Origin of the sequence: Xanthomonas sacchari, assembly GCF_024266585.1 — a bacterium.
Taxonomy (GTDB): Bacteria; Pseudomonadota; Gammaproteobacteria; order Xanthomonadales; family Xanthomonadaceae; genus Xanthomonas_A; species Xanthomonas_A sacchari_C.
On the sequence record NZ_CP100647.1, the window covers coordinates 2,997,552 to 3,018,856 of the forward strand.

The following is a 21,305-nucleotide window of genomic DNA, read 5'->3' on the forward strand; positions in this document are numbered from 1 at the left end:
AAAAAGAAAAACGCCCACAAATCGTTGATTTGCGGGCGTTTCCTTGACACTGGCGGAGTGAGAGGGATTCGAACCCTCGATAGAGCTTTTGACCCTATACTCCCTTAGCAGGGGAGCCCCTTCAGCCACTCGGGCATCACTCCGGATTTATGCGCTGCGGATATTCCGCGACCGGGCGCGAAGAATACCGGGTTATGGGGCCTCAGGTAAACCCTTTCCGCGCATCAATCGGCAGATTGATCGCCGTGACCGCCGCCGTGCGAGCTGGGCTCGTCACCGCGCTGGATGCGCTGGTAGATCTCTTCGCGATGCACCGCGACGTCCTTCGGCGCAGTGATGCCGATACGCACTTGATTGCCCTTGACCCCAAGCACCGTCACGGTGACCGAATCGCCGATCATCAAGGTTTCGCCTACCCGGCGAGTCAGGATCAACATTTTTAAAATTCTCCAGGGAACCGGTGGGTCTCACCGGCACGGCGCCCGCACTGCGGCACGCCTCATAATGAAAGTGAAAAGAAGGGTGATGTTACGGGAAGCCGCGCCTCGCCAGCAAGGCGCGCGGCTTTGATGTTCAGGGGAGATGTTGCTTGACCCAGGCGGGGACGCCCGCGAGCGCAGGAGCAAGGGCGGGCCCGTCCTCGCCACCACCCTGAGCGAGATCCGGGCGGCCGCCGCCCTTGCCCGAGATCTGACCGGCGATGTGGCTCAACAGTTCCCCGGCCTTGACCCGTCCCATTGGGCTGCCGTTCACGCCGGCGACCAGGGCGACCTTGCCCTCGCTGGCGCCGGCCAACACGATCACGCTGTCGCCCAGTTGCTGCTTCAGGCGGTCCATCGCATCGCGCAGGGCCTTGGCGTCGAAGCCTTCCAGCCGCACCGCGAGGACCTTCACGCCGGCAACGTCGACCGCCGATCCGGCCAGGTCGGCAGTGGCGCCGGATGCCAGCTTGGCCTTCAGCGCCTCCAGTTCCCGCTCCATGCGCTTGTAGCGGTCGCCGAGCTGGCGAATCTTGTCGACCACGTCATGGCTGTTGCCGCCGACCAGATCGGCCGCCTCGCGCAGCCGGGCCTCTTCGGCCGCCACGTAGTCCAGCGCGCCCTGCCCGGTCACCGCCTCGATGCGGCGCACGCCGGCCGACACGCCGCCCTCGCTGGTGATCTTGAACAGGCCAATGTCGCCGGTTCGGCCGACATGCGTGCCGCCGCACAGTTCGGTGGAATAGTCGCCCATCTTGAGCACGCGCACGCGCTCGCCGTACTTCTCGCCGAACAGCGCCATCGCCCCGAAATCCAGCGCTTCCTGCATGCCCATCTGATGCACTTCGGCGGCATTGTTGGCGCGGACCTGTTGATTGACCTTGCGCTCGATCAGCGCCAGTTCCTCGGCCCCGATCGGCTGGAAGTGCGAGAAGTCGAAGCGCAGGCGGTCCGGCGCCACCAGCGAGCCCTTCTGCTGCACGTGGGTGCCCAACACCTCGCGCAGGGCCGCATGCAGCAGGTGCGTCGCCGAATGGTTGAGGATGGTGGCGCCGCGACGCTCGGCATCGACCTGGCCGGCGAGCACGTCGCCGATCTTCAGGCTGCCTTCTTCCAGCGTGCCGACATGGCCATGGAACTGGCCGGCGAATTTCTGCGTGTCGGTGACCGCCAGGCGGGTGCCGGCGGCGGTCAATGTGCCGAGATCGCCGACCTGGCCGCCGGATTCGGCATAGAACGGGGTCTTGTCGGTCAACACGATCACCGCGTCGCCGGCCTGGGCCGACTGCACCGGGCGACCGTCCTTGAGCAGGGCGACCACGCGCAGGCCATCGGCCTGCAGGCTGTCGTAGCCCAGGAACACGGTCGGGGCCAGGGTTGCCACCAGATCCGCCGGCAGCTGCACGCCGCCGCCGAACTTGCCGGCTTCGCGCGCACGCCGGCGCTGCTCGTCCATCGCCGTCTCGAAGCCCTGCTCGTCCACGCGCAAGGCGCGCTCGCGGGCGATGTCCTGGGTCAGGTCCAGCGGGAAGCCGTAGGTGTCGTAGAGGCGGAAGGCGTCTTCGCCGGCGATCACCCCATCCCGCGCCTTGGCGGCGACGTCCTCGAAGATCTTCATGCCGGCATCGAGGGTTTCGGCGAAACGCTCCTCCTCGGCCTGCAGGGCACGCAGGACAGTGTCCTGGGCCGCGGCCAGTTCCGGATAGGCCTCGCCCATCAGCTCCACCAGGGTCGGCACCAGCTTGCTGAAGAACGGCTGGCGCACGCCGAGCATCCAGCCGTGGCGCAGGGCGCGGCGGATGATCCGGCGCAGCACGTAGCCGCGGCCTTCGTTGGACGGCAGCACGCCGTCGACGATCAGGAACGCGCAGGCACGGATATGGTCGGCGATCACGCGCAGCGACTTGTTTTCCAGGTCGGCGGTGCCGGTCAGCTCGGACGCCTTGCGGATCAGCGTCTGGAACAGGTCGATCTCGTAATTGGTGTGCACGTGCTGCAGGATCGCCGCCAGGCGCTCCAGGCCCATGCCGGTGTCCACGCAGGGCGCCGGCAGCGGCACCAGGGTGCCGTCGGGCTGGCGATCGAACTGCATGAACACCAGATTCCAGATCTCGATGAAGCGGTCGCCGTCCTCGTCGGGCGATCCCGGCGGACCGCCTGCGATGTGCGCGCCGTGGTCGTAGAAGATCTCGGTGCACGGGCCGCAGGGACCGGTGTCGGCCATCTGCCAGAAGTTGTCCGAGGCGTAGGGCGCGCCCTTGTTGTCGCCGATGCGCACGATGCGCTCGGCGGGAACGCCGATCATGTCGCGCCACAAGGCATAGGCCTCGTCGTCGGTGTGGTAGACGGTGACCAGCAGGCGCTCGGCCGGCAGCTTCCAGACCTGGGTCAGCAGCTCCCAGGCCCAGGCAATGGCGTCCTTCTTGAAGTAGTCGCCGAACGACCAGTTGCCGAGCATTTCGAAGAAGGTGTGATGGCGTGCGGTGTAGCCGACCGAATCGAGGTCGTTGTGCTTGCCGCCGGCGCGCAGGCAGCGCTGCACGTCCGCCGCACGCACGTAGCTGCGCTTCTCGGCGCCCAGGAACACGTCCTTGAACTGCACCATGCCGGAGTTGGTGAACAGCAGCGTCGGATCGTTGCCGGGCACCAACGGCGCGGACGGCACGATGGTATGGCCCTTCCCCTTGAAGAAATCGAGGAAGTCGCTACGGATCTGGGAGGTGGAGAATTTGGCGGGTGCGTTCATGGGCTGGCTATAGACGAGCGGACGGGCTTCCTGGAGCTCCCTCATAGGTGAGGGCGCCAAGGAAACCGGACAAGACAACCCGCCAAGGGTAGCAGGCCCGGCCCGCTCAGTCCTCCGCAGCGTCGCGCACCGCGGCGCGGATGCTGTCCCCGTCGAAGCCGCGCCGCGCCAGCAGATCGGCGGCCTTGCGCCGCTGCGGCAGGTCCATCGCCCCGGCAGCGCCGAAGCGACGCCGGACCAGATCGCGGGCGTTTTCGGTCCAATCGCCCTCGAAGGCCCCCATCGCGGTGCCGATGGCCTCGCTGTCCAGGCCGTGGGTGCCGAGTTCGGCGCGGATATGCAAAGGGCCGTAACCTGCTCCGGCGCGGCTGCGCACCAGCAGTTCGGCGAAACGGCCATCGTCCTGCCAGCCCTCGCCGCTCAGGCGCTCCACCGCCGCTGCGGCGGCCTCGGCCTCCACCCCACGCGCACGCAGCTTGCGGGTCAGTTCCTTGCGCGAATGCTCGCGCCGCACCAGCAGGCCCAGCGCTTTCTGCAGCGGCGTCTGCTCCGCTTGCCGGCGACGCCGGCGTGGTTCCTGCGCGTGTTCGTCGCTCATGCGCCAGCCACCCTACTCTCGAAATGCGCCGTCCCTGGCGCGCGCCCTCCTGGCTTGCTCAAGACTGCCGAGGGAGACGAGCGGCACTGACTCCACCGCTCCCCCGGCAGAAAACCATTACGCGTCGTCGTCTTCCGCCTCGGCCTCGCTGGGGGCGATTTCCGTGGGCTGGAACTTCTCGCGCAGCTCGCCTTCCAGCTTGGCCGCGACCTGCGGGTTGTCGCGCAGGTAACCGCGGGCGTTGTCCTTGCCCTGGCCGATGCGCTCGCTGCCGTAGCTGTACCAGGCACCGGCCTTCTCGACCAGCTTGGCTTCCACGCCCATGTCGATCAGTTCGCCCTCGCGGCTGATGCCTTCGCCGTAGAGGATTTCGGTGATGACCTGCTTGAACGGAGGCGCCAGCTTGTTCTTGACGACCTTGATCTTGGTCTGGTTGCCAATGATCTCGTCGCCCTTCTTGATCGCGCCGATGCGGCGGATGTCCAGGCGCACCGAGGCATAGAACTTCAGCGCATTGCCGCCGGTGGTGGTTTCCGGGCTCTGGCCCGGCATCATCACGCCGATCTTCATGCGCAACTGGTTGATGAACACCACCAGGGTGTTGGAGCGCTTGATGTTGCCGGTGAGCTTGCGCAGCGCCTGGCTCATCAGGCGCGCCTGCAGGCCCGGCAGCTGGTCGCCCATCTCGCCCTCGATTTCGGCCTTCGGGGTCAGCGCGGCGACCGAGTCGACCACCACGATGTCCACCGAACCGGAACGCACCAGCATGTCGGCGATTTCCAGCGCCTGCTCGCCGGTGTCCGGCTGCGACAGCAACAACTCGTCGACGTTGACGCCCAGCTTGGCGGCGTAGATCGGGTCCAGCGCATGCTCGGCGTCGATGAACGCGGCGGTGCCGCCGTTCTTCTGGCACTGGGCGATGGCCTGCAGGGTCAGGGTGGTCTTGCCCGAGGATTCCGGACCGTAGATCTCGACCACGCGGCCCTTCGGCAGGCCGCCGATGCCCAGCGCGATGTCCAGCATCAGCGAGCCGGTCGGAATCACTTCCACCGCTTCGATGACGCGATCGCCCATCCGCATCACCGAGCCCTTGCCGAACTGCTTCTCGATCTGGCTCAGGGCGGCAGCAAGCGCGCGCTTCTTGTTCTCGTCCATTGTGGTGTCCTTGGAAGGTGAGGAGGATTTGCGGAGTGAGGTCAATGTAAGAGCCTGGTATCGCACGGACTGAGACAGTGCGTGGCGAGATGAAAATAATTCGTCCGGACCGGGCAACGGCAGCGGCGAATAGCGATGTCTGGGGTCGGAAAAATCCGGCCGGCGCTGTAGTGCATGCCTTGCTGCGGACGCGGCATCAGCGGTTGGGCCGCAGCAGGCCGCAGTACAGGCCTTCGATAGCGAACTCCTGGTCCGGCAGGACTTCGATCGGCGCGTAGTCCGGGTTGCGCGGCAGCAGGCGGATGCGGTCCTTGCCGATCTTCAGCAGCTTGACGGTGATCTCCTCGTCGATGCGCGCCACCACGATCTGCCCGGAACGCGCATCGCGGGTGCGGTGCACGCCGATCAGGTCGCCGTCGAAGATGCCTTCGTCGCGCATCGAGTCGCCCTGCACCTTCAGCAGGTAGTCCGGGGCCGGCGAGAAGAACACCCGATCCAGCACCACGAAGTCGTCGGAGCCGATGTCCGCGCCGATCGGCAGACCGGCGGCGACGCGTCCGAGCACCGGCAGACGCAGCACGTCGGCGCTGTCCACCTGCGCCGCTGGCGCCGGCGCCGCCGCCCCGCCGAGCAGGCGGATGCCGCGTGCCTGCCCGGGCACGCGGCGGATCGCCCCGGCCTGTTCCAGCGCTTCCAGGTGGTACTGGGCCGCGCGCACGCCCTTGAAGCCGAAGGCGCGGGCAATCTCGGTCTGCGACGGCGGCACGCCGTCGTGTTCGATGCGCTCGGCGATCAGGTCGAGGATCGCCTGCTGGGTTTCGGTCAGGTCCATGGTTAGTAGTAATACTACTAAATCGACTGACGAGCAACTGATGTGTGGATCGAGGGTGCCGGCGGACAGCATCGCCGGCCTATTCGGCTGGGCCGCACGACAGCCTGCGATGGCCGCCTATCATCGATAGGTGCGTCGCGGCCTCTCGCGTCCTCCCAGGGCGTTACAGAGCGTCAGAGCGATGTGTGCCGCACGGTTTGGGTACGTCGCGTCGGGGCTGAAGCCCCTCCCACAGGGGAGAACGTGTGCGCCGGCGCTCCTGTGGAAGCGGGGCGATGCCTGGGCCAACAGACCCCTCGACGCCTGCGGCGGACTATGCCCGAAGGCGCCCGCCACGCTCAGCGGCCGCTGCGCCAGATCGAGAACAGGATCCACACGCCCGACAGCGCCGCGCCGATGAAGCCGCAGACGCCGATCGCCAGCAGCCAGCGGCTGGAAATGCCACCGACGCTGTTCATCACGATCGACGAGCCGATGATCAGCGCGGCGGTGACGATGCCCATGGTCAGGCGGTTGGCGGCGCGGTTGACCTGGTCGCCGAAGCCCTTCAGCGAGCCCGTCTCCACGTTCAACTGCAACCGCCCGCGCCGCGCCGCCTGCAGCAGGCGGCGGGCATCGCGCGGCAGGTCGCCGAGTAGTTCCAGCGCGCCCAGCACGGTGCGGCGGCCGCGCCGGGCCATCGCCCGCGGCGCGAACCGCTGCAGCATCACCCGCTCCAGGTACGGAGCGGCGGCGCCGGCCATGTCGAAGTCCGGATCGAGCTGGCGCCCGACCCCTTCCAGGGTCAGGAAGGTCTTGATCATCAGCGCCAGGTCGGCCGGCAGGGCCAGCGCGTGCTGGCGCAGCAGCGCGGTGACCTCGCCGAGCATCGCGCCCACGCGCAGGTCCTTCAGCGGCACGCCGCGGTACTGATCGACGAAGGCGGCGATCTCCAGTTGCAGGTGCGCCTCGTCGACCTCGACCTCGCCGTCGGTCCACTCCAGCAGGATGTCGGCGACCGCCTCGGCGTCCTGGGTGACCAGCCCGTGCAGCAGTTGCACCACCTGGTAGCGGCGCTGCTCGGAAATGCGCCCGACCATGCCGAAGTCGATCACCGCGATGCGTTCGCCGGGCAGGTAGAAGATGTTGCCCGGATGCGGATCGGCGTGGAAACAGCCGTCCTCCAGCACCATCTTCAGCACGATGTCGGCACCGGTGCGCGCCAGCCGGCGCCGGTCCAGGCCGGCGGCCTCGACACCGGCCAGGTCGCGGCCGCCGATGCCGGCGACGAAGTCCTGCACGTTCAGCGTCTCGCAGGTCCACTGCCAGTGCACCCGCGGGATCACGATCTCGTCGTGGCCCTGGAAGTTGGCGGCGATGCGCTCGGCGTTGCGGCCCTCGCCGGCGAAGTCCAGCTCGCGGCGCAGCGACAGGGTGAACTGGTGCACCACCGCGGCCGGGTGGTAGCGCTTCAGGTCCGCCGCGCGCGCTTCGACGATCTCGGCCAGCCGCGCCAGCAGCCGCAGGTCGGCCTCGATCACCTCGCGGATGCCCGGGCGGCGCACCTTGATCACCACCGCGGTGCCGTCGTGCAGCCAGGCGCGGTGGGTCTGCGCCAGCGAGGCGGCGGCCAGCGGGGCCTCCTCGACCTCGGCGAAGATCGCCGTCGGCGCCTCGCCAAGCGCCTCGATCAGTTGCGGCAGGATCTGCGCATAGTCCAACGCCGGTGCGGCGTTCTGCAGTTCGCCCAGTTCGTCGGTCCACTCCGGCGGCAACAGGTCCACGCGGGTGGCCAGCACCTGGCCGAGCTTGACGAAGGTCGGGCCGAGATCCTGCAGCGCGCGCCGCACCCGCTGCGGCGCCGACATGCGCAGCATCTCCTCGGCGTTGTGCCAGTGCAGCAGGCGACCGGCGCGCTCCAGCACGTCGGCCATGCCGATGCGCCGGACCACGTCGCCGAACCCGTAGCGGATCAGCACCGAGGCGATTTCCTGCAGGCGTCCCAGGTCGCGGACGGTGCTCAGCGCCTCCCACATCGCGCTCATCCTCGGGGAAGGCGCACGACCACGATCACAGCAGCGCGGCCAGGCCGCGCAGGGCGGCGGCCACGGTCTGCCGGCGCACCGCGTCGCGATCGCCCGGGAAGTGGAACAACTGCGCGCTGGCATAACCGCCGCGGCGCTTCCAGCCCAGCCAGACGCTGCCGACCGGCTTGTCCGGGGAGCCGCCGCCAGGGCCGGCGATGCCGGTCACCGCGACCGCGACGCTGGCGCCGGAGTTGACCAGCGCGCCGGAGACCATCTCGATCACCGTCTCGCGGCTGACCGCGCCGTGATGCTCCAGCGTCTGCGGGCGCACGCCCAGCAGCGCCTGCTTGGCCTCGTAGCTGTAGGCGACGATGCCGCAGTCGAACCAGGCCGAGGACCCGGCGACGTCGGTCATCACCTTGGCGATCCAGCCGCCGCTGCAGCTTTCGGCGGTAACCAGGCGCTCGCGCGCGGTGCGCAAGCGCTCGCTGAGCGCGGTGGCCTGTTGCAACAGATCCGAATCGGTGGGAAGCGTCATGGCACAGCTCGGGAAACCAATGCGCTTTGTAGCCCAATTCGCCGTGGCTGTCGCGCCTGCGCGCGCCGGCCGATGGCCTGCCGTCAGCCACGGCACCGCGGGCGCGCGCAGGCGCCGCATCGGCGACGCGATGCGGCTAGCGCTGCTGCCACTCCTCACGCTCGCGCGGCGGCAGCAGCGCGCGGATCGGCGCGCCGTCGGCCGCCGCGGCCAGGCGCTCGGCCTCGGTGATCGGGATGTCCACCTGCAGCAGCCAGCCGTCCTCGTCGGCCTGCTCGCTGCGGATCACCTGCAACTGATGCAACTGCGAGCGCAGGCGTCCGGCGTCCGGCGGCAGGCGCAGGCTGCCCTGCACGTGGCGCAGCCCCAGGCGCTGGCCGAGCACGTGCTGCAACAGGTCCAGGCCGCGACCGTCGCGGGCGGAGATCCACACCCGTTCGCGCCGCGCCGCGTCCGGCACCCCGTCCTGCGCGTCGTGGCGCACTTCGGCGCCGTCGATGCGGTCGATCTTGTTGAATACCAGCAACTGCGGCAGTTCGCCGGCGCCGACCGCGTGCAGCACCTCGTCGACCTGGGCGATGCGCTCCTCGCGCAGCGGATCGGCGGCGTCGACCACGTGCAGCAGCAGGTCGGCCTCGCGCGCCTCGGACAGGGTCGAACGGAACGCCGCCACCAGCTCGTGCGGCAGGTTGCGCACGAAGCCGACGGTATCGGCCAGCATGGCGTTGCCGCCAGGCAGGGCGATGCGCCGCACGGTCGGATCCAGGGTCGCGAACAGCTGGTCGGCGGCGTAGGCCTCGGCGCCGGTCAGCGCATTGAACAGGGTCGACTTGCCGGCGTTGGTGTAGCCCACCACCGCGATCCGCGGCAGTTCGCTGCGCACCCGCGCGCGGCGCATCTGGGTGTGCTGGACCTCGACCTTCTCCAGCCGCTTCTGCAACTGCTCCACCCGCTTCTGCAGCAGGCGGCGGTCGGTTTCCAGCTGGGTTTCGCCAGGACCGCGCAGGCCGATCGAACCGCCGCGCTGGCGCTCCAGGTGGGTCCAGCCGCGCACCAGCCGCGTGGCCATGTGCCGCAACTGGGCCAGTTCGACCTGCAGCTTGCCTTCGTGGCTGCGCGCGCGCTGGGCGAAGATGTCCAGGATCAGCCCGGTGCGGTCGATCACGCGCCGCTCCAGGTATTTCTCCAGGTTGCGTTCCTGGCCGGGGCTGAGCGCGTGGTTGACCAGGACCAGATCGGCGCCGCTGGCATCGGCGGCGGCCTTGACCTCCTCCAGCTTGCCGCTGCCGATCAGCGTCGCCGGACTCGGCTTGTCGATGCGCGCGGTCACGGTGGCGGCGATGCTGGCGCCGGCCGAGCGCGCCAGGTCGGCGAACTCCTCCAGCACATCGTCTTCCAACGGACCACCCGCGTAGGGCTGGATCAGCAGTGCGTGCTCGCCGCGGCGCGACCGATCAAACACCCGCGGCTCCGCGCTTTACCACCGAACTACTCGACTTCGTCATCACCCGCACTGCCACCTTCGTTCTGCTGCACATAACCGCCGCCCGGCCCCACGCGCACGTTGCGCGCCGGCACCACGGTGGAAATGGCGTGTTTGTAGACCATCTGGCTCACGGTATTGCGCAGCAGCACCACGAACTGATCGAACGACTCGATCGTGCCCTGCAACTTGATGCCGTTGACCAGATACACCGAGACAGGCACCCGTTCGCGCCGCAGCGCGTTGAGGAAAGGATCCTGCAAGGATTGCCCCTTGGACATGCTTGACTCCCAAATTATTGTTTTTATTGTCCGGGTCGGCACTCCAGCTCCCCTGCCGCGGTCCGGAACGTCGATGTTACACGCCCGCGGGCCCCAACACAGCGCAGCCGGCGTCCGGATCAGCCCAAGAAGGCATCCACAGCCGCCTGCAGGCGCCCGGCGTCGCGCGCCGGGTCGAACCAGCGCGCGTCCTGCTCGCCGCGCAGCCAGGTGAGCTGGCGCTTGGCCAACTGGCGGGTGGCGGCGATGGCGCGGGCACGGAAGTCCGCCGCGTCGCCGGCGCCCTCCAGGTACTCCCAGGCCTGGCGATAGCCGACCGCGCGCACCGCCGGCAGCGCCAGCGGCTGCGCCACCGCCCGCATCTCCGGCAGCGCGCGCAGGGCGCGCACCTCGTCGAGGAAGCCCTGCCCCAGCATCGCATCGAAGCGGGCTTCGATGCGCTCGTGCAGCACGGCGCGCTCGGCCGGCGCCAGCACCAGCTTCAGTACCCGCAGCGGCAACCGCGGCGGACCGGGCTGCGCCTGCCAGGCGCTGATCGGCCGCCCGCTGAGCCGGTACACCTCCAGCGCCCGCTGGATGCGCTGGGCATCGCCCGGACGGATGCGCTGGGCAGCCAGCGGATCGACCCGCTGCAGTTCCGCGTGCAGCGCCGCCCAGCCTTCGGCCTGCGCTTGCGCGGCCAGCGCCGCGCGCAGCTGCGGGTCGGCCGCCGGCATCGGCGCCAGCCCCTCCAGCAACGCCTGGAAGTACAGCCCGGTGCCGCCGGCCAGGATCGGCAAGCGCCCGCGGGCGACGATCGCGGCCAGCGCGGCGCGCGCGTCGGCGGCGAACTCGGCCGCCGAATAGGACTTCCAGGGATCGCGCAGGTCCAGCAGGTGGTGCGGCACGCGCGTGCGCTCGGCCGCATCCGGTTTGGCCGCGCCGATGTCCAGGCCGCGGTAGACCAGCGCCGAATCGACGCTGACGATCTCGCCGCCGCAGCGTTCGGCCAGGGCGATCGCCGCGGCGGTCTTGCCCGAGGCGGTCGGGCCCATCAGCGCGATCGCGCGCGGGCGCCGGTCGGCCGCCATCAGTCCTCGTCCGGCCAGCGGATCGTCGCCGCAGCGGACGCGTTGGCGGCGCGCGGCACCGGCACCGCCTGCAACGCCTGCCAGACCTTCAGCGCGTCGACGGTGGCGGCCACGTCGTGCACGCGCAGCAACGCCGCGCCGCGCTGCGCGGCCAGCAAGTGCGCGGCCACCGAGCCGGCCACACGCTGCTCCGGCGCCTGGCGCCCGGTCAGCTCGCCGATGCTGCGCTTGCGCGACAGCCCGGCCAGCACCGGCACGCCCAACCCGACCAGCCGTCCCAACTGCGCCAACAGCTGCAGATTGTCGGCCGTGCTCTTGCCGAAGCCGAAACCCGGATCGACCAGAATGCGCCGCTTGTCGATGCCGGCCATCTCCGCGGCGAAGATCCGCTCGGCCAGGAACCGGTGCACCTCGCCGACCACGTCGTCGTAGCCGGGCGCGCTGCCGGCGGCATAGGGGTCGCCGGGCATGTGCATCAGCACCACCGGCACGCCCAGTTCGGCGGCCGCGTCCAGCGCGCCGGGCTGCCGCAGCGCCTGCACGTCGTTGATCATGCCGGCACCGGCGGCGACTGCGGCACGCATCACCTCCGGCTTGAAGGTGTCCACACTCAGCGGCAACGCGGTCTGCGCGGCCAGCCGCTCGATCACCGGGATCACCCGCCGCAGTTCCTCTTCCACCGACACCGGGGTCGCGCCCGGACGGGTCGATTCGCCGCCGATGTCGAGCAGGTCGGCGCCCTCCTCGGCCAGACGCAGGCCATGCGCCACCGCCGCCTCCACGCTGGCGTGGGCGCCGCCATCGGAGAACGAATCCGGAGTGACGTTGACGATGCCCATCACCTGCGGACGATCGAGCGAAAGCCGGCGAGCGCCGCACTGCAGGCTGGGCGAGGTGTCGAACATCGGCGGGTCTCCTGGTGGTGGCCGCGGCAGGCGGCGAAGCGGCTCGGCGAGCGCGGCGATGGCGCCGCCCTGGACGACGGCGCCGGGACCGACGCTGCAGCGATCCGCAGGACGCGCGCATCGACCGGCCTCGTGCCGACAGCGAAGCGGGCATTGTCGCCCACCCGTGGCGCGGCGACGAGCCTGGCACCGCCAGGGGCAGGCCGGCGCCGATAAAAAAAGCCAGGGATCGCTCCCTGGCTCTCTGTATCCGCGTGACCGCGCCGGGATTACACCTGCTCGGCAGGCCCGGCGATCGGCGGCAGCGGCCGCGAATTGCCCTTGTCGTTGCCGCCATCCTTGCCGGACCTGTTCCAGCCCATCGGCGGCGGCGGATCGCGGCCTTCCATGATCGCGTCGATCTGCGGCGCGTCGATGGTCTCGTACTGCAGCAGCAACTGCGACATGGTGTGCAGCTTGTCCAGGTTCTCGGTGAGGATCTGCGTGGTCTTCGCATACGCCTTGTCGAGGATCGAGCGCACCACCTCGTCGATGCGCCGCGCGGTGTCGTCGGAGACGCTCTTGTGCTGGGTCACCGAGCGGCCCAGGAACACCTCATCGTCCTCCTCGCCGTAGGCGATCGGCCCCAGCTCGTCGGACAGGCCCCACTTGGTGACCATGTTGCGCGCCATCTTGGTCGCGCGTTCGATGTCGTTGGAGGCGCCGGTGGTGACCTTGTCGGTGCCGAAGATCAGTTCCTCGGCGACGCGGCCGCCGTACAGCGAGCACAGCTGCGACTCGATCGCCACGCGGTTCATCGAATACTTGTCGCCCTCGGGCAGGTACATGGTCACGCCCAGCGCGCGGCCGCGCGGGATGATCGTAACCTTGTAGACCGGGTCGTGCTCGGGCACCAGGCGGCCGACGATGGCGTGGCCGGCCTCGTGGTAGGCGGTCAGCGTCTTCTCGTCCTCGCTCATCGCCATCGAGCGGCGCTCGGCGCCCATCAGGATCTTGTCGCGGGCGCGGTCGAAGTGGTCCATGCGCACTTCCTTGACCGACTCGCGCGCGGCGAACAGCGCCGCCTCGTTGCACAGGTTGGCCAGGTCGGCGCCGGAGAAGCCCGGGGTACCGCGCGCGATCACCATCGGCTCGATGTCGTCGGCCAGCGGCAGCTTGCGCATGTGCACCTTGAGGATCTGCTCGCGGCCGCGCACGTCCGGCAGGCCCACCACGACCTGGCGGTCGAAGCGGCCCGGACGCAACAGCGCCGGATCCAGCACGTCGGGGCGGTTGGTCGCAGCGATCACGATCACGCCCTCGCCGCCTTCGAAGCCGTCCATCTCCACCAGCAACTGGTTGAGGGTCTGCTCGCGCTCGTCGTGGCCGCCGCCCAGGCCGGCGCCGCGGTGGCGGCCGACCGCATCGATTTCGTCGATGAAGATGATGCACGGCGCGTGCTTCTTGGCCTGCTCGAACATGTCGCGCACGCGGCTGGCGCCGACGCCGACGAACATTTCCACGAAGTCCGAACCGGAGATGCTGAAGAACGGCACCTTGGCCTCGCCTGCGATGGCCTTGGCCAGCAGCGTCTTGCCGGTGCCGGGCGGGCCGACCATCAGCACGCCGCGCGGGATCTTGCCGCCGAGCTTGGTGAACTTGGTCGGGTCGCGCAGGAAGTCGACCAGTTCGCCGACCTCCTCCTTGGCCTCGTCGCAACCGGCGACGTCGGCGAAGGTGATCTTGACCTGGTCCTCGCCCTGCAGCTTGGCGCGCGACTTGCCGAAGGACATCGCGCCCTTGGCGCCGCCGCCACCGCCCTGCATCTGGCGCATGATGAACAGCCAGAAGCCGATGATCAGGATGACCGGCAGGAAGTTCAGCACCAACGACCAGAAGCTCGGCCCGTTGTCGGGCTTCTGCCGGGTGATGTCCACGTTCTTGCTGTACAGCACGTCGATCAGCTTGTCGTCGCTCGGGCCATAGACCGTGCCCTCGCTGCCGTCGGCGCGCTTGAAGCGGATCGCGTTGACCGACAGGTTGGTGGCGTCGGTGAAATCGACCGACTTCACCCGCCCGGCGTCCACGTCCTTCAGGAACTGGGAGTAGGTCACGGTGTCGCTGCCCTGGCCGCCGGCGAGCCGCGGCGAGAAGCTCTGGAACACCACCATCAGCACGACGGCGACGACTACCCACAACAGCAGATTCTTGGTCAAGTCGTTCATCCTCATTGGCTCCGGTGTCCCTTCAACTCTGTCTCGATGCGTGGCATTGCGGGTTCAGCCTTGCGTTCAGCTTACTTGATCTGGGTGCGCTTGCCCTGTCCGAGGGCGTAGACCTCCGGCGAGCGCTTGCGCGACGCGGCCGGCTTGCGAATGGTCACCTTCTCATAGCGGCGGCGCATGTCGCGGATGTAGTCGTCGAACCCCACGCCCTGGAACAGCTTGATCAGGAACGCGCCATTCGGCTTCAGGTGGCTGTCGGCGAACGCCATCGCCAGTTCCGCCAGATGCATCATCCGCGGCTGGTCGACCGCATCCATTCCGCTCTTATTGGGGGCCATATCCGACAGCACAAGGTCCACCGGGGTGTCGCCCAGCATGGCCTCGAACTGCGATAGCACCGCGTCCTCCCTGAAGTCACCGTGAAGGAACTCGACGCCGGCCAGCGGCGGCATCTCCAGGATGTCCAGGGCCAGCACCCGGCCGCGGTCGCCCATCGACTTGCGCACCTGCTGCGACCAGCCGCCCGGCGCGGCGCCGAGGTCGACCACGACCATGTCCGGCTTGAGCAGCCGGTCGCGCTGCAGCAGCTCCTCCAGCTTGTAGGCCGCGCGCGAGCGCATGCCTTCGGCCTGGGCCTTCTTCACGAAGGGATCGGCGAAATGTTCACGGAGCCAGCGTTGGCTGCTTTTGCTGCGGGTGGCCATGGACGCACGGTCGGGAGGGGCGGCCATGATACCCTGATCGCCCTTGCCAACCCTGCTCCCGCCTGCATGTCGATCAGCCTGACCTCGGCCCAGAACCGCTTCCTGCGCGGCCTGGCCCACGACCTCAAACCCCTGTTGCAGATCGGCAGCAAGGGCGTCACCCCGGCCTTCCTGGCCGAACTGGACGAGGTGCTGGAGCGCCACGAGCTGGTCAAGGTGAAGGTCGGCGGCGACGACCGCGAGGCCCGCGACGCCGCCATCGGCAGCCTAGTGGAACAGTCGCACAGCGTGCTGGTGCAGCGGATCGGCCATACCGCGATCCTGTATCGCCCGGCCAAGGAAGACCGGCAGATCGTGCTGCCGCGCGCCTGAGCGCGCCTCCGGTGACCCCATGCAACTGACCCAGGACCTGCCCGACTACGCCTACGCCCTGCGCATGGCCGACGGCCGCCAGGCCAAGGTGAACGACCGCGTGCTGACCCGCAGCTTCATCCTCGCGCCGGACACCCTGGTCGAGGACTGGCAGGCGCCGCTGGTCGGCGAACTGCAGCCGCTGCATCTGCAGCCGCTGCTGGAACTCAACCCGGCGCTGGTGATCCTCGGCACCGGCGAACGCCAGGTGTTTCCCGCGGCGGCGGTGATGGCGCTGTTCCTGACCCGCGGCATCGGCATCGAGGTGATGAACAATGCCGCCGCCGCGCGCACCTACAACGTGCTGGCCGCCGAAGGCCGGCGTGTGGCGGTCGGGTTCCTGCTCGAAGACTGAGTCCGGCGTCGCCGCCGGGCGCCGCGACCGCCCTGGCTGTTGGCCACAGCGGCCTCAACCGCCGCCTATTCATGCGGCGGGCACAATGCGATCACGGCGCAGAAGCGGCCTGAATTTTTTGGCCTTCCGCAGATTGCTGCGCGAGGTCTGCCGCGCGAGTCGAGCGCCGCGCGTCGGGGCTGAAGCCTCTCCCACAGAGGAGTGCGTGCCCGGTGGCGCCCCGTGTGAGATCGACTCTCTCTAGCCTGCCGGCCGTCAGCGGCGAGGCAGTTCAACGGACCGTCGAACGCGCGCGTGCGATCACGCTCGCATGACCGTCCTCCTCCTCTTGCGAAGGCAAAGGCGGACGGCCGATACGCTGCTGCGGCCGTTACTTCGGCGGCAGGTACAGCAATGGGTCGACTGGCTTGCCGTTGTAGCGGATCTCGAAGTGCAGCATGTCGCGGGCCGCGCCGCTGTGGCCCATCTCGGCGATCTGCTGGCCAGCCTTGACGTTCTGGCCCTCGTTGACCAGACGCTTGCGGTTGTGGCCGTAGGCCGACAGCCACTGTTCGTTGTGCTTGACGATGATCAGTTCGCCGTAACCGACCAGGCCGGCGCCGGAATAGACCACCACGCCATCGGCGGCGGCGCGCACCGCTTCGCCGTTGTTGCCGGCGATGTCCACGCCCTGCTTGGTGGTTTCGCCGCTGACGAAGCGGCTGACCACCACGCCATCGGCCGGCCAACGCCAGGAGAAGCCGCTGCTGACCGGTGCCGGCGCGGCGGCCGCCGGCGGCCGTGCCGCCGCGCCGCTGCCGGCGGCCGGCGGTACCACCGCGGTGGCGGTGCCGGGACGTGCGGCGCCCCTGCCGCCGCCGGGCGGGTACAGCCGCAGCGACTGCCCGGGATAGATCGTGTACGGCGGCTGCAGGCCGTTCCAGCCCGCCAGGTCCTGCGGGGTGATGTTGTTGGCGCGGGCGATCGCGTACAGCGTGTCGCCGCGGCGCACGGTGGCGCTGACCCCGGGCTTGGGCACGGAGACCCGCGGTGCCGAGGCCGCCGCGCTGCCGCGCACGGGCGCGCCGCCAGGCGTGCGAACCACCGTGGCGCTGCTGCAGGCGCCGAGCGCCACCGCCACCAGCACACCCAGGCCGCCACGCAGGCCGTTCCGCACCACCCGATCGACGCTCATCCGACCTTCGCTCTCCATATGACCCACACCACCAGCAGCGCCAGGATCGCCGAGGCGACCCAGCCGAGCGGCTCGATCCAGCGGCGCAACGCCGCTTCGGCGCGCGGCCCGCCGAGGCGGATCGCTCCGGCCACCAGGTACACGCGCTTGCCGCGCCCGACCAGCATGCTCGCCAGGAACGGTAGCAGCGGCACTCCAACGATGCCTGAGGCCCAGGTGAATATCTTCAGCGGGATCGGCGTGAAGCCGGCCAGCACCAGCAACCAGAACGCACGCCACGGCGACTCGGCGATGACCTCGCGCAGATAGTTGACCTGCGCGTCGATCTTCTGCGTCCAGCCCAGCCATTCGATCAGCGGCTGCACCGCGGCGAAGGCGAAATGGCCGAGCAGGTAACCGATCACGGCGCCGCTGATCGAGCCGAGCAGGCTCAGCGTGGCGAACCACAGCGCGCGCCGCGGCTGCGCCAGCGACATCGGCGCCAGCATCACTTCCGGCGGCACCGGGAACACGATGGCCTCGGCGAAACTGAGGCCGGTCAGCAAGGCGGGCGCGCGGCGATGCCGCGACCAGGCGATGGCACGTTCGTACAACGGCCCAAAAATCTTCATCCAGTGCGGCTCCGGGAGGTCAATCCAGCATGCCCGACAGCAACGGGACGAAGGTCACCGGCGCCAGGACGTCTTGTTCGATCTGGCCGTCGGCAGCACGGCGCAGGCGGATCAGCGATTGCGCGGACGGGCCGCCGACCGGGGCCACCAGGCAGCCGCCGGGGGCCAGCTGCTCGACCAGGGCATCGACCAGCGCCGGCGCCGCGGCGGTGACCACGATGGCATCGAAGGGGCCGTGCTCGGGCCAGCCGATGCGGCCGTCGTCGTGCTTGCTGCGCACGTTCATGCCGAGCTGGCGGAAGCGCTTGCGCGCCTGCCGCAGCAGGTCGCCGATGCGCTCGACGGTGTGCACTTCCAGACCCAGCGCGGCCAGGATCGCCGCCTGGTAGCCGGAGCCGGTGCCGACTTCCAGCACCTTCTTCGGCGCCGCCTCCAGCACCGTCTCGGTCATGCGCGCCACCACCCAGGGCTGGGAGATGGTCTGGCCGTGGCCGATCGGCAGCGCCGTGTCCTCGTAGGCGCGCGAGGCCAGCGCCTCGTCGATGAACAGATGCCGCGGCACGGTACGCACCGCGTTGAGCACGCTCTCGTCGCGGATGCCGGCCTCGCGCAGGCGCTCGACCAGGCGGTCGCGCACGCGCTGGGAGGTCATGCCGATGCCGATCGCTTCCGGCTGCAGACGCAACCGCGGGGTCATGCCGGGCGGCCCAGCGCTTCGGTCAGGCCGCCGACCCAGCTGGCGACCTTTTCCAACGCCTGGTAGCGGGTCAGATCGACCTGGATCGGGGTGATCGAGATGAAGCCGGTGCGCACCGCATGGAAGTCGGTGCCGGGACCGGCGTCCTGCTCGCGCCCGGCCGGGCCGATCCAGTACACGGTGGCGCCGCGCGGGTCGGTCTGCGGCAGGCACGGTTCGGAACGGTGGCGGTTGCCGAGCCGGGTGACCTCGAAGCCCTTGATCTCCTGCCACGGCAGGTCGGGCACGTTGACGTTGAGGATGGTGTCGGCGGGCAGCGGATCGGCCTTGAGCCGTGCCACGATCTCCACCGCCGCGCGCGCGGCGGTCTGGAAATGCCTGGGGTCGTGGTTGTGCGAGACCAGCGACACGGCCACTGCGGGCAGGCCGAGGAAGCGGCCTTCCATCGCCGCCGAGACGGTGCCGGAATAGATCACGTCGTCGCCGAGATTGGCGGAATTGTTGATGCCGGAGACCACGATGTCCGGATCGAACTCCAGCATGCCGGTGAGCGCCAGGTGCACGCAGTCGGTCGGGGTGCCGGCGACGCTGCAGGTGTGCTGATCGATGCGCTTGAGCCGGATCGGCAGATCCAGGGTCAGCGAATTGCTGGCGCCGGACCGGTCGCGGTCGGGTGCGACCACCGTCACTTCGTGGCCGGCGCCGCGCAACTGCTCGGCCAGCATGCGGATGCCGGGGGCGTCGACGCCGTCGTCGTTGCTCACTAATACGCGCATGGTGCTCCTCGAAAACCGGTGCATGATACCGGATGCGCCCTACCAGGTCGCTGACAGCGCGCCGGCGATCGCGGCGACCACCGTCGCACCGCGCGCCAGATGCGCTGCGCGCCCGAGGAATACAGCGCGACCGTTCCGCGCCGGCGACGCCGTGCCCCGGCACTGCCGGCGACGCCACGGTCACCTCAAACCGCGCAGCACGCTCTAAGCTGTGCGCATGGCGCATTCCGACGACGAAGACCCCGCCGCGCTGTTCCGCGCGGCGATCGGCAAGGTGGCCCCGCTCAACGCGACGCCGCCGGCCAACCCCAAACCGCGCCCCAAGCCGCGTGCGCGCATGGCCGAGCGCGACGAGGCCGAGGCGCAGGGCGAGTTCCAGCAATTGCTGCGCGAGCGCGCGCCGCTGGAAGCCGGCGATGTGGCCAGCTACCGCCGCGAGCATCTGCCGGCGCGGCTGTTCCAGCGCCTGCGCAAGGGCCAGTTCTCGGCCCAGGACGAACTGGACCTGCACGGCGCCACCGCCGCCCAGGCCGAGGCGCTGCTGCGCCAGTTCCTGGCCGAGGCGCATGCGCACGAGTTCGGCTGCGTGCGCATCGTGCACGGCAAGGGCCTGCAATCGGGCGGCGTGCCGCTGCTGAAGAACCTGGTGGACCGCGTACTGCGCCAGCGCAACGATGTGCTGGCGTTCCATTCGGCGCCGTCCGCGCAGGGCGGCACCGGCGCGATGCTGGTGCTGCTGGCGCGACGCTGAGCGGCACTGCGCGCGACGCCGGTCACGCTCGGGCCGGGCGTGGCGCCTGTGCTCCGGTCCGGGTGCGCCATCGCTGGCTGCGCATGCCGTCAGTGCTGTGCTCATCGGCTCGCGCGGGACGGATGTAGGAGCGGCTTCAGCCGCGACGGGGCGTTACCGGGTAGGCCGGTCGCGGCTGAAGCCGCTCCTACAGGACATTTCGTCTCCTCGTGAGTTGGAGGTGCCCTGAAGCCGTCCCTGTCGGTCGCCGCAAAAGCGGCAGCCGAGACGCCTTCGTCCCCGGCGCGGCAGCCTCCAGCTCGACCACATCCCACCCGACCGGACCACCGTCGCGCGCCCCGTGCTGGAAATGCACGATCGCATTTCAATTTTCGCCCGCTGAAACGTCTTGTCAGAGAGTACCGCCCCTCTGCGAGCCGAAAGTGACCGACGCAACCACCGAATTCCTTCTGCAACCCACTGATATCGTGGATGTTTCCGCGAGCGCCGCGAACTTCGAGGCAGCGCCGGCGCACACCGCCCGGCCACGGCGGCCGCTACCGGCGCCGTCGCGGGTCGCCGGCTCCACGACGCCCACGCAGTGGCCGGCACTGTTCCTGGCTTCGTTCAAGGGGCGCACGGACTGGCACGGCAATCGCTGGCAGCGCGTGATCAAGGCGGGCAAGTACCTGGTGCGCGCGCTGTCCGTGCCGGCCGCGCACCGCCGCTTTCTGGAAGAACTGCAGCGCGAGCCGCGCATGCACGGTTATGCGGCGCGCGATCCGCGCCTGCTCGAGCGCCACCTGCACCGCTTCGTCAACACCCGCTGGAACCGTTCGGCGCGCCTGCGCCATCTGCGGCAGCACTACCGGCTCCTGCTCGATCGCCTGCCGCACGCCCTGTTCGACGCGATCTACCGGCAAGGCCAGGCGGACCTGGGGACGCTGCCGCTGCACGACGGCAGCGCACTGACGCTGTCGCTGCTGCCGCCGGCGCCGATGAGCTGCGAGGGCGAGCTCTGGTTGCAACTCAGCGACGCGGCGGGACGCCAGCTGTATCGCCTGGTGCTGACCGTGACCGGCGACGCCGCCCATCCGACGGTGCTGATCGGTTGCCTGCAGGGGCCCAACGGCGCCGACGCCCGGGACGTGGTGCGCGCGCTGACCAAGCAGATGCACGGGCTGCGGCCCAAGCAACTGATGCTGTCCCTGGCCTGCACCTTCGCCGAGCGCATCGGCGCGCAGGCGATCCGCGCCGTCTGCAATTCTGCGCATCCGCTGCAGCGCAAGCGAGACGTGTTCCTGGCCGACTACGACGCGTTCTGGATCGAGCAAGGCGGTACGCCCATCGCCGACGGCTGGTTCGCGTTGCCGCTGACCCCGGCGCGCAAGACCGTGGCCGATGTGCCCAGCCAGCATCGCGCGGCGTTTCGCCGCCGCGAGGCATTGCGGGCGCACGCCGAGGGCTTGCTGGCCGCCGCGCTGCCGGCGGCCTGCGTCGCCGCGCCGCGTGGCGACCAGTGAGCCTGGCTATACTGCCGCGGCCGCTTC

Annotated in this window: 21 protein-coding genes and 1 tRNA gene; 4 read left to right on the forward strand and 18 right to left on the reverse strand. The window is 69.5% G+C overall.

What is annotated here, in order from left to right; translation table 11 throughout:
- Positions 1-50 precede the first annotated feature (50 nt).
- The 14 genes from NKJ47_RS12420 to rlmE form a co-directional block, all read right to left on the reverse strand.
- Positions 51-143, reverse strand: a tRNA-Ser gene (locus NKJ47_RS12420).
- Positions 144-224: 81 nt separating this feature from the next.
- A complete protein-coding gene (gene csrA / locus NKJ47_RS12425; RefSeq protein ID WP_254458194.1) occupies positions 225-437 on the reverse strand; it encodes a carbon storage regulator CsrA in 213 nt (70 codons plus the stop codon).
- Positions 438-573: 136 nt separating this feature from the next.
- The gene (gene alaS, locus NKJ47_RS12430; RefSeq protein WP_254458195.1) at positions 574-3,225 is read right to left on the reverse strand and encodes an alanine--tRNA ligase; all 2,652 of its coding nucleotides are present in this window, start codon (positions 3,223-3,225) and stop codon (positions 574-576) included.
- A 106-nt stretch (positions 3,226-3,331) separates the two neighbouring features.
- Positions 3,332-3,823, reverse strand: a complete 492-nt coding sequence (gene recX / locus NKJ47_RS12435) for a recombination regulator RecX (RefSeq protein WP_254458196.1) — start codon at positions 3,821-3,823, stop codon at positions 3,332-3,334.
- A gap of 117 nt (positions 3,824-3,940) precedes the next feature.
- Positions 3,941-4,978 carry a recombinase RecA gene (gene recA / locus NKJ47_RS12440; RefSeq protein ID WP_254458197.1) on the reverse strand — a complete coding sequence of 346 codons (1,038 nt, stop codon included), beginning with the start codon at positions 4,976-4,978 and terminating at the stop codon, positions 3,941-3,943.
- A gap of 196 nt (positions 4,979-5,174) precedes the next feature.
- Complete coding sequence (gene lexA / locus NKJ47_RS12445; protein WP_254458198.1) at positions 5,175-5,810, reverse strand: transcriptional repressor LexA; 636 nt, start codon at positions 5,808-5,810, stop codon at positions 5,175-5,177.
- Between the two features lie 338 nt (positions 5,811-6,148).
- Positions 6,149-7,825 (reverse strand): ABC1 kinase family protein, encoded by a 1,677-nt coding sequence (locus tag NKJ47_RS12450; RefSeq protein ID WP_254461416.1) that lies wholly within the window; start codon positions 7,823-7,825, stop codon positions 6,149-6,151.
- Between the two features lie 34 nt (positions 7,826-7,859).
- Complete coding sequence (locus tag NKJ47_RS12455) at positions 7,860-8,354, reverse strand: CinA family protein (RefSeq protein WP_254458199.1); 495 nt, start codon at positions 8,352-8,354, stop codon at positions 7,860-7,862.
- 136 nt (positions 8,355-8,490) lie between these two features.
- Positions 8,491-9,816: a ribosome rescue GTPase HflX gene (hflX, locus tag NKJ47_RS12460; RefSeq protein ID WP_254458200.1), complete on the reverse strand. Its 1,326-nt coding sequence runs from the start codon at positions 9,814-9,816 to the stop codon at positions 8,491-8,493.
- A gap of 26 nt (positions 9,817-9,842) precedes the next feature.
- The gene (gene hfq / locus NKJ47_RS12465; RefSeq protein WP_010341316.1) at positions 9,843-10,118 is read right to left on the reverse strand and encodes an RNA chaperone Hfq; all 276 of its coding nucleotides are present in this window, start codon (positions 10,116-10,118) and stop codon (positions 9,843-9,845) included.
- A gap of 119 nt (positions 10,119-10,237) precedes the next feature.
- Positions 10,238-11,188, reverse strand: coding sequence for a tRNA (adenosine(37)-N6)-dimethylallyltransferase MiaA (miaA, locus tag NKJ47_RS12470; RefSeq protein WP_254458201.1), 951 nt, complete (start codon positions 11,186-11,188; stop codon positions 10,238-10,240).
- The gene (gene folP / locus NKJ47_RS12475) at positions 11,188-12,093 is read right to left on the reverse strand and encodes a dihydropteroate synthase (RefSeq protein WP_254458202.1); all 906 of its coding nucleotides are present in this window, start codon (positions 12,091-12,093) and stop codon (positions 11,188-11,190) included. Before folP ends, miaA begins: the two co-directional genes overlap by 1 nt.
- A gap of 269 nt (positions 12,094-12,362) precedes the next feature.
- Complete coding sequence (gene ftsH / locus NKJ47_RS12480) at positions 12,363-14,297, reverse strand: ATP-dependent zinc metalloprotease FtsH (protein WP_254458203.1); 1,935 nt, start codon at positions 14,295-14,297, stop codon at positions 12,363-12,365.
- Between the two features lie 71 nt (positions 14,298-14,368).
- Positions 14,369-15,001 (reverse strand): 23S rRNA (uridine(2552)-2'-O)-methyltransferase RlmE, encoded by a 633-nt coding sequence (gene rlmE / locus NKJ47_RS12485; RefSeq protein WP_254458204.1) that lies wholly within the window; start codon positions 14,999-15,001, stop codon positions 14,369-14,371.
- Between the two features lie 66 nt (positions 15,002-15,067).
- Here rlmE and yhbY point away from each other — a divergent pair, with 66 nt between their 5' ends.
- Positions 15,068-15,373 carry a ribosome assembly RNA-binding protein YhbY gene (gene yhbY / locus NKJ47_RS12490; RefSeq protein ID WP_010341321.1) on the forward strand — a complete coding sequence of 102 codons (306 nt, stop codon included), beginning with the start codon at positions 15,068-15,070 and terminating at the stop codon, positions 15,371-15,373.
- 19 nt (positions 15,374-15,392) lie between these two features.
- On the forward strand, positions 15,393-15,767 hold the full coding sequence (locus NKJ47_RS12495) for an Mth938-like domain-containing protein (protein WP_254458205.1): 375 nt from the start codon (positions 15,393-15,395) through the stop codon (positions 15,765-15,767).
- Positions 15,768-16,137: 370 nt separating this feature from the next.
- On the opposite strand, the gene NKJ47_RS12500 is transcribed toward NKJ47_RS12495, so the two are convergent.
- Genes NKJ47_RS12500 through surE form a run of 4 tightly spaced genes read right to left on the reverse strand, consistent with a single transcriptional unit; the run spans position 16,138 to position 19,025 of the window.
- Positions 16,138-16,941, reverse strand: coding sequence for a peptidoglycan DD-metalloendopeptidase family protein (locus NKJ47_RS12500; RefSeq protein WP_254458206.1), 804 nt, complete (start codon positions 16,939-16,941; stop codon positions 16,138-16,140).
- Positions 16,938-17,552 carry a YqaA family protein gene (locus tag NKJ47_RS12505; protein WP_254458207.1) on the reverse strand — a complete coding sequence of 205 codons (615 nt, stop codon included), beginning with the start codon at positions 17,550-17,552 and terminating at the stop codon, positions 16,938-16,940. Before NKJ47_RS12505 ends, NKJ47_RS12500 begins: the two co-directional genes overlap by 4 nt.
- Before the next feature lie 19 nt (positions 17,553-17,571).
- Positions 17,572-18,249, reverse strand: coding sequence for a protein-L-isoaspartate(D-aspartate) O-methyltransferase (locus tag NKJ47_RS12510; protein ID WP_010341528.1), 678 nt, complete (start codon positions 18,247-18,249; stop codon positions 17,572-17,574).
- The gene (surE, locus tag NKJ47_RS12515) at positions 18,246-19,025 is read right to left on the reverse strand and encodes a 5'/3'-nucleotidase SurE (protein WP_254458208.1); all 780 of its coding nucleotides are present in this window, start codon (positions 19,023-19,025) and stop codon (positions 18,246-18,248) included. Before surE ends, NKJ47_RS12510 begins: the two co-directional genes overlap by 4 nt.
- Positions 19,026-19,242: 217 nt before the next feature.
- Between surE and NKJ47_RS12520 the strand changes: the two genes are divergently transcribed.
- Entirely contained in the window at positions 19,243-19,776 is a 534-nt protein-coding gene (locus NKJ47_RS12520; RefSeq protein WP_254458209.1) for a Smr/MutS family protein, read from the forward strand.
- A 467-nt stretch (positions 19,777-20,243) separates the two neighbouring features.
- Complete coding sequence (locus NKJ47_RS12525; RefSeq protein ID WP_254458210.1) at positions 20,244-21,278, forward strand: VirK/YbjX family protein; 1,035 nt, start codon at positions 20,244-20,246, stop codon at positions 21,276-21,278.
- Positions 21,279-21,305: the final 27 nt, after the last annotated feature.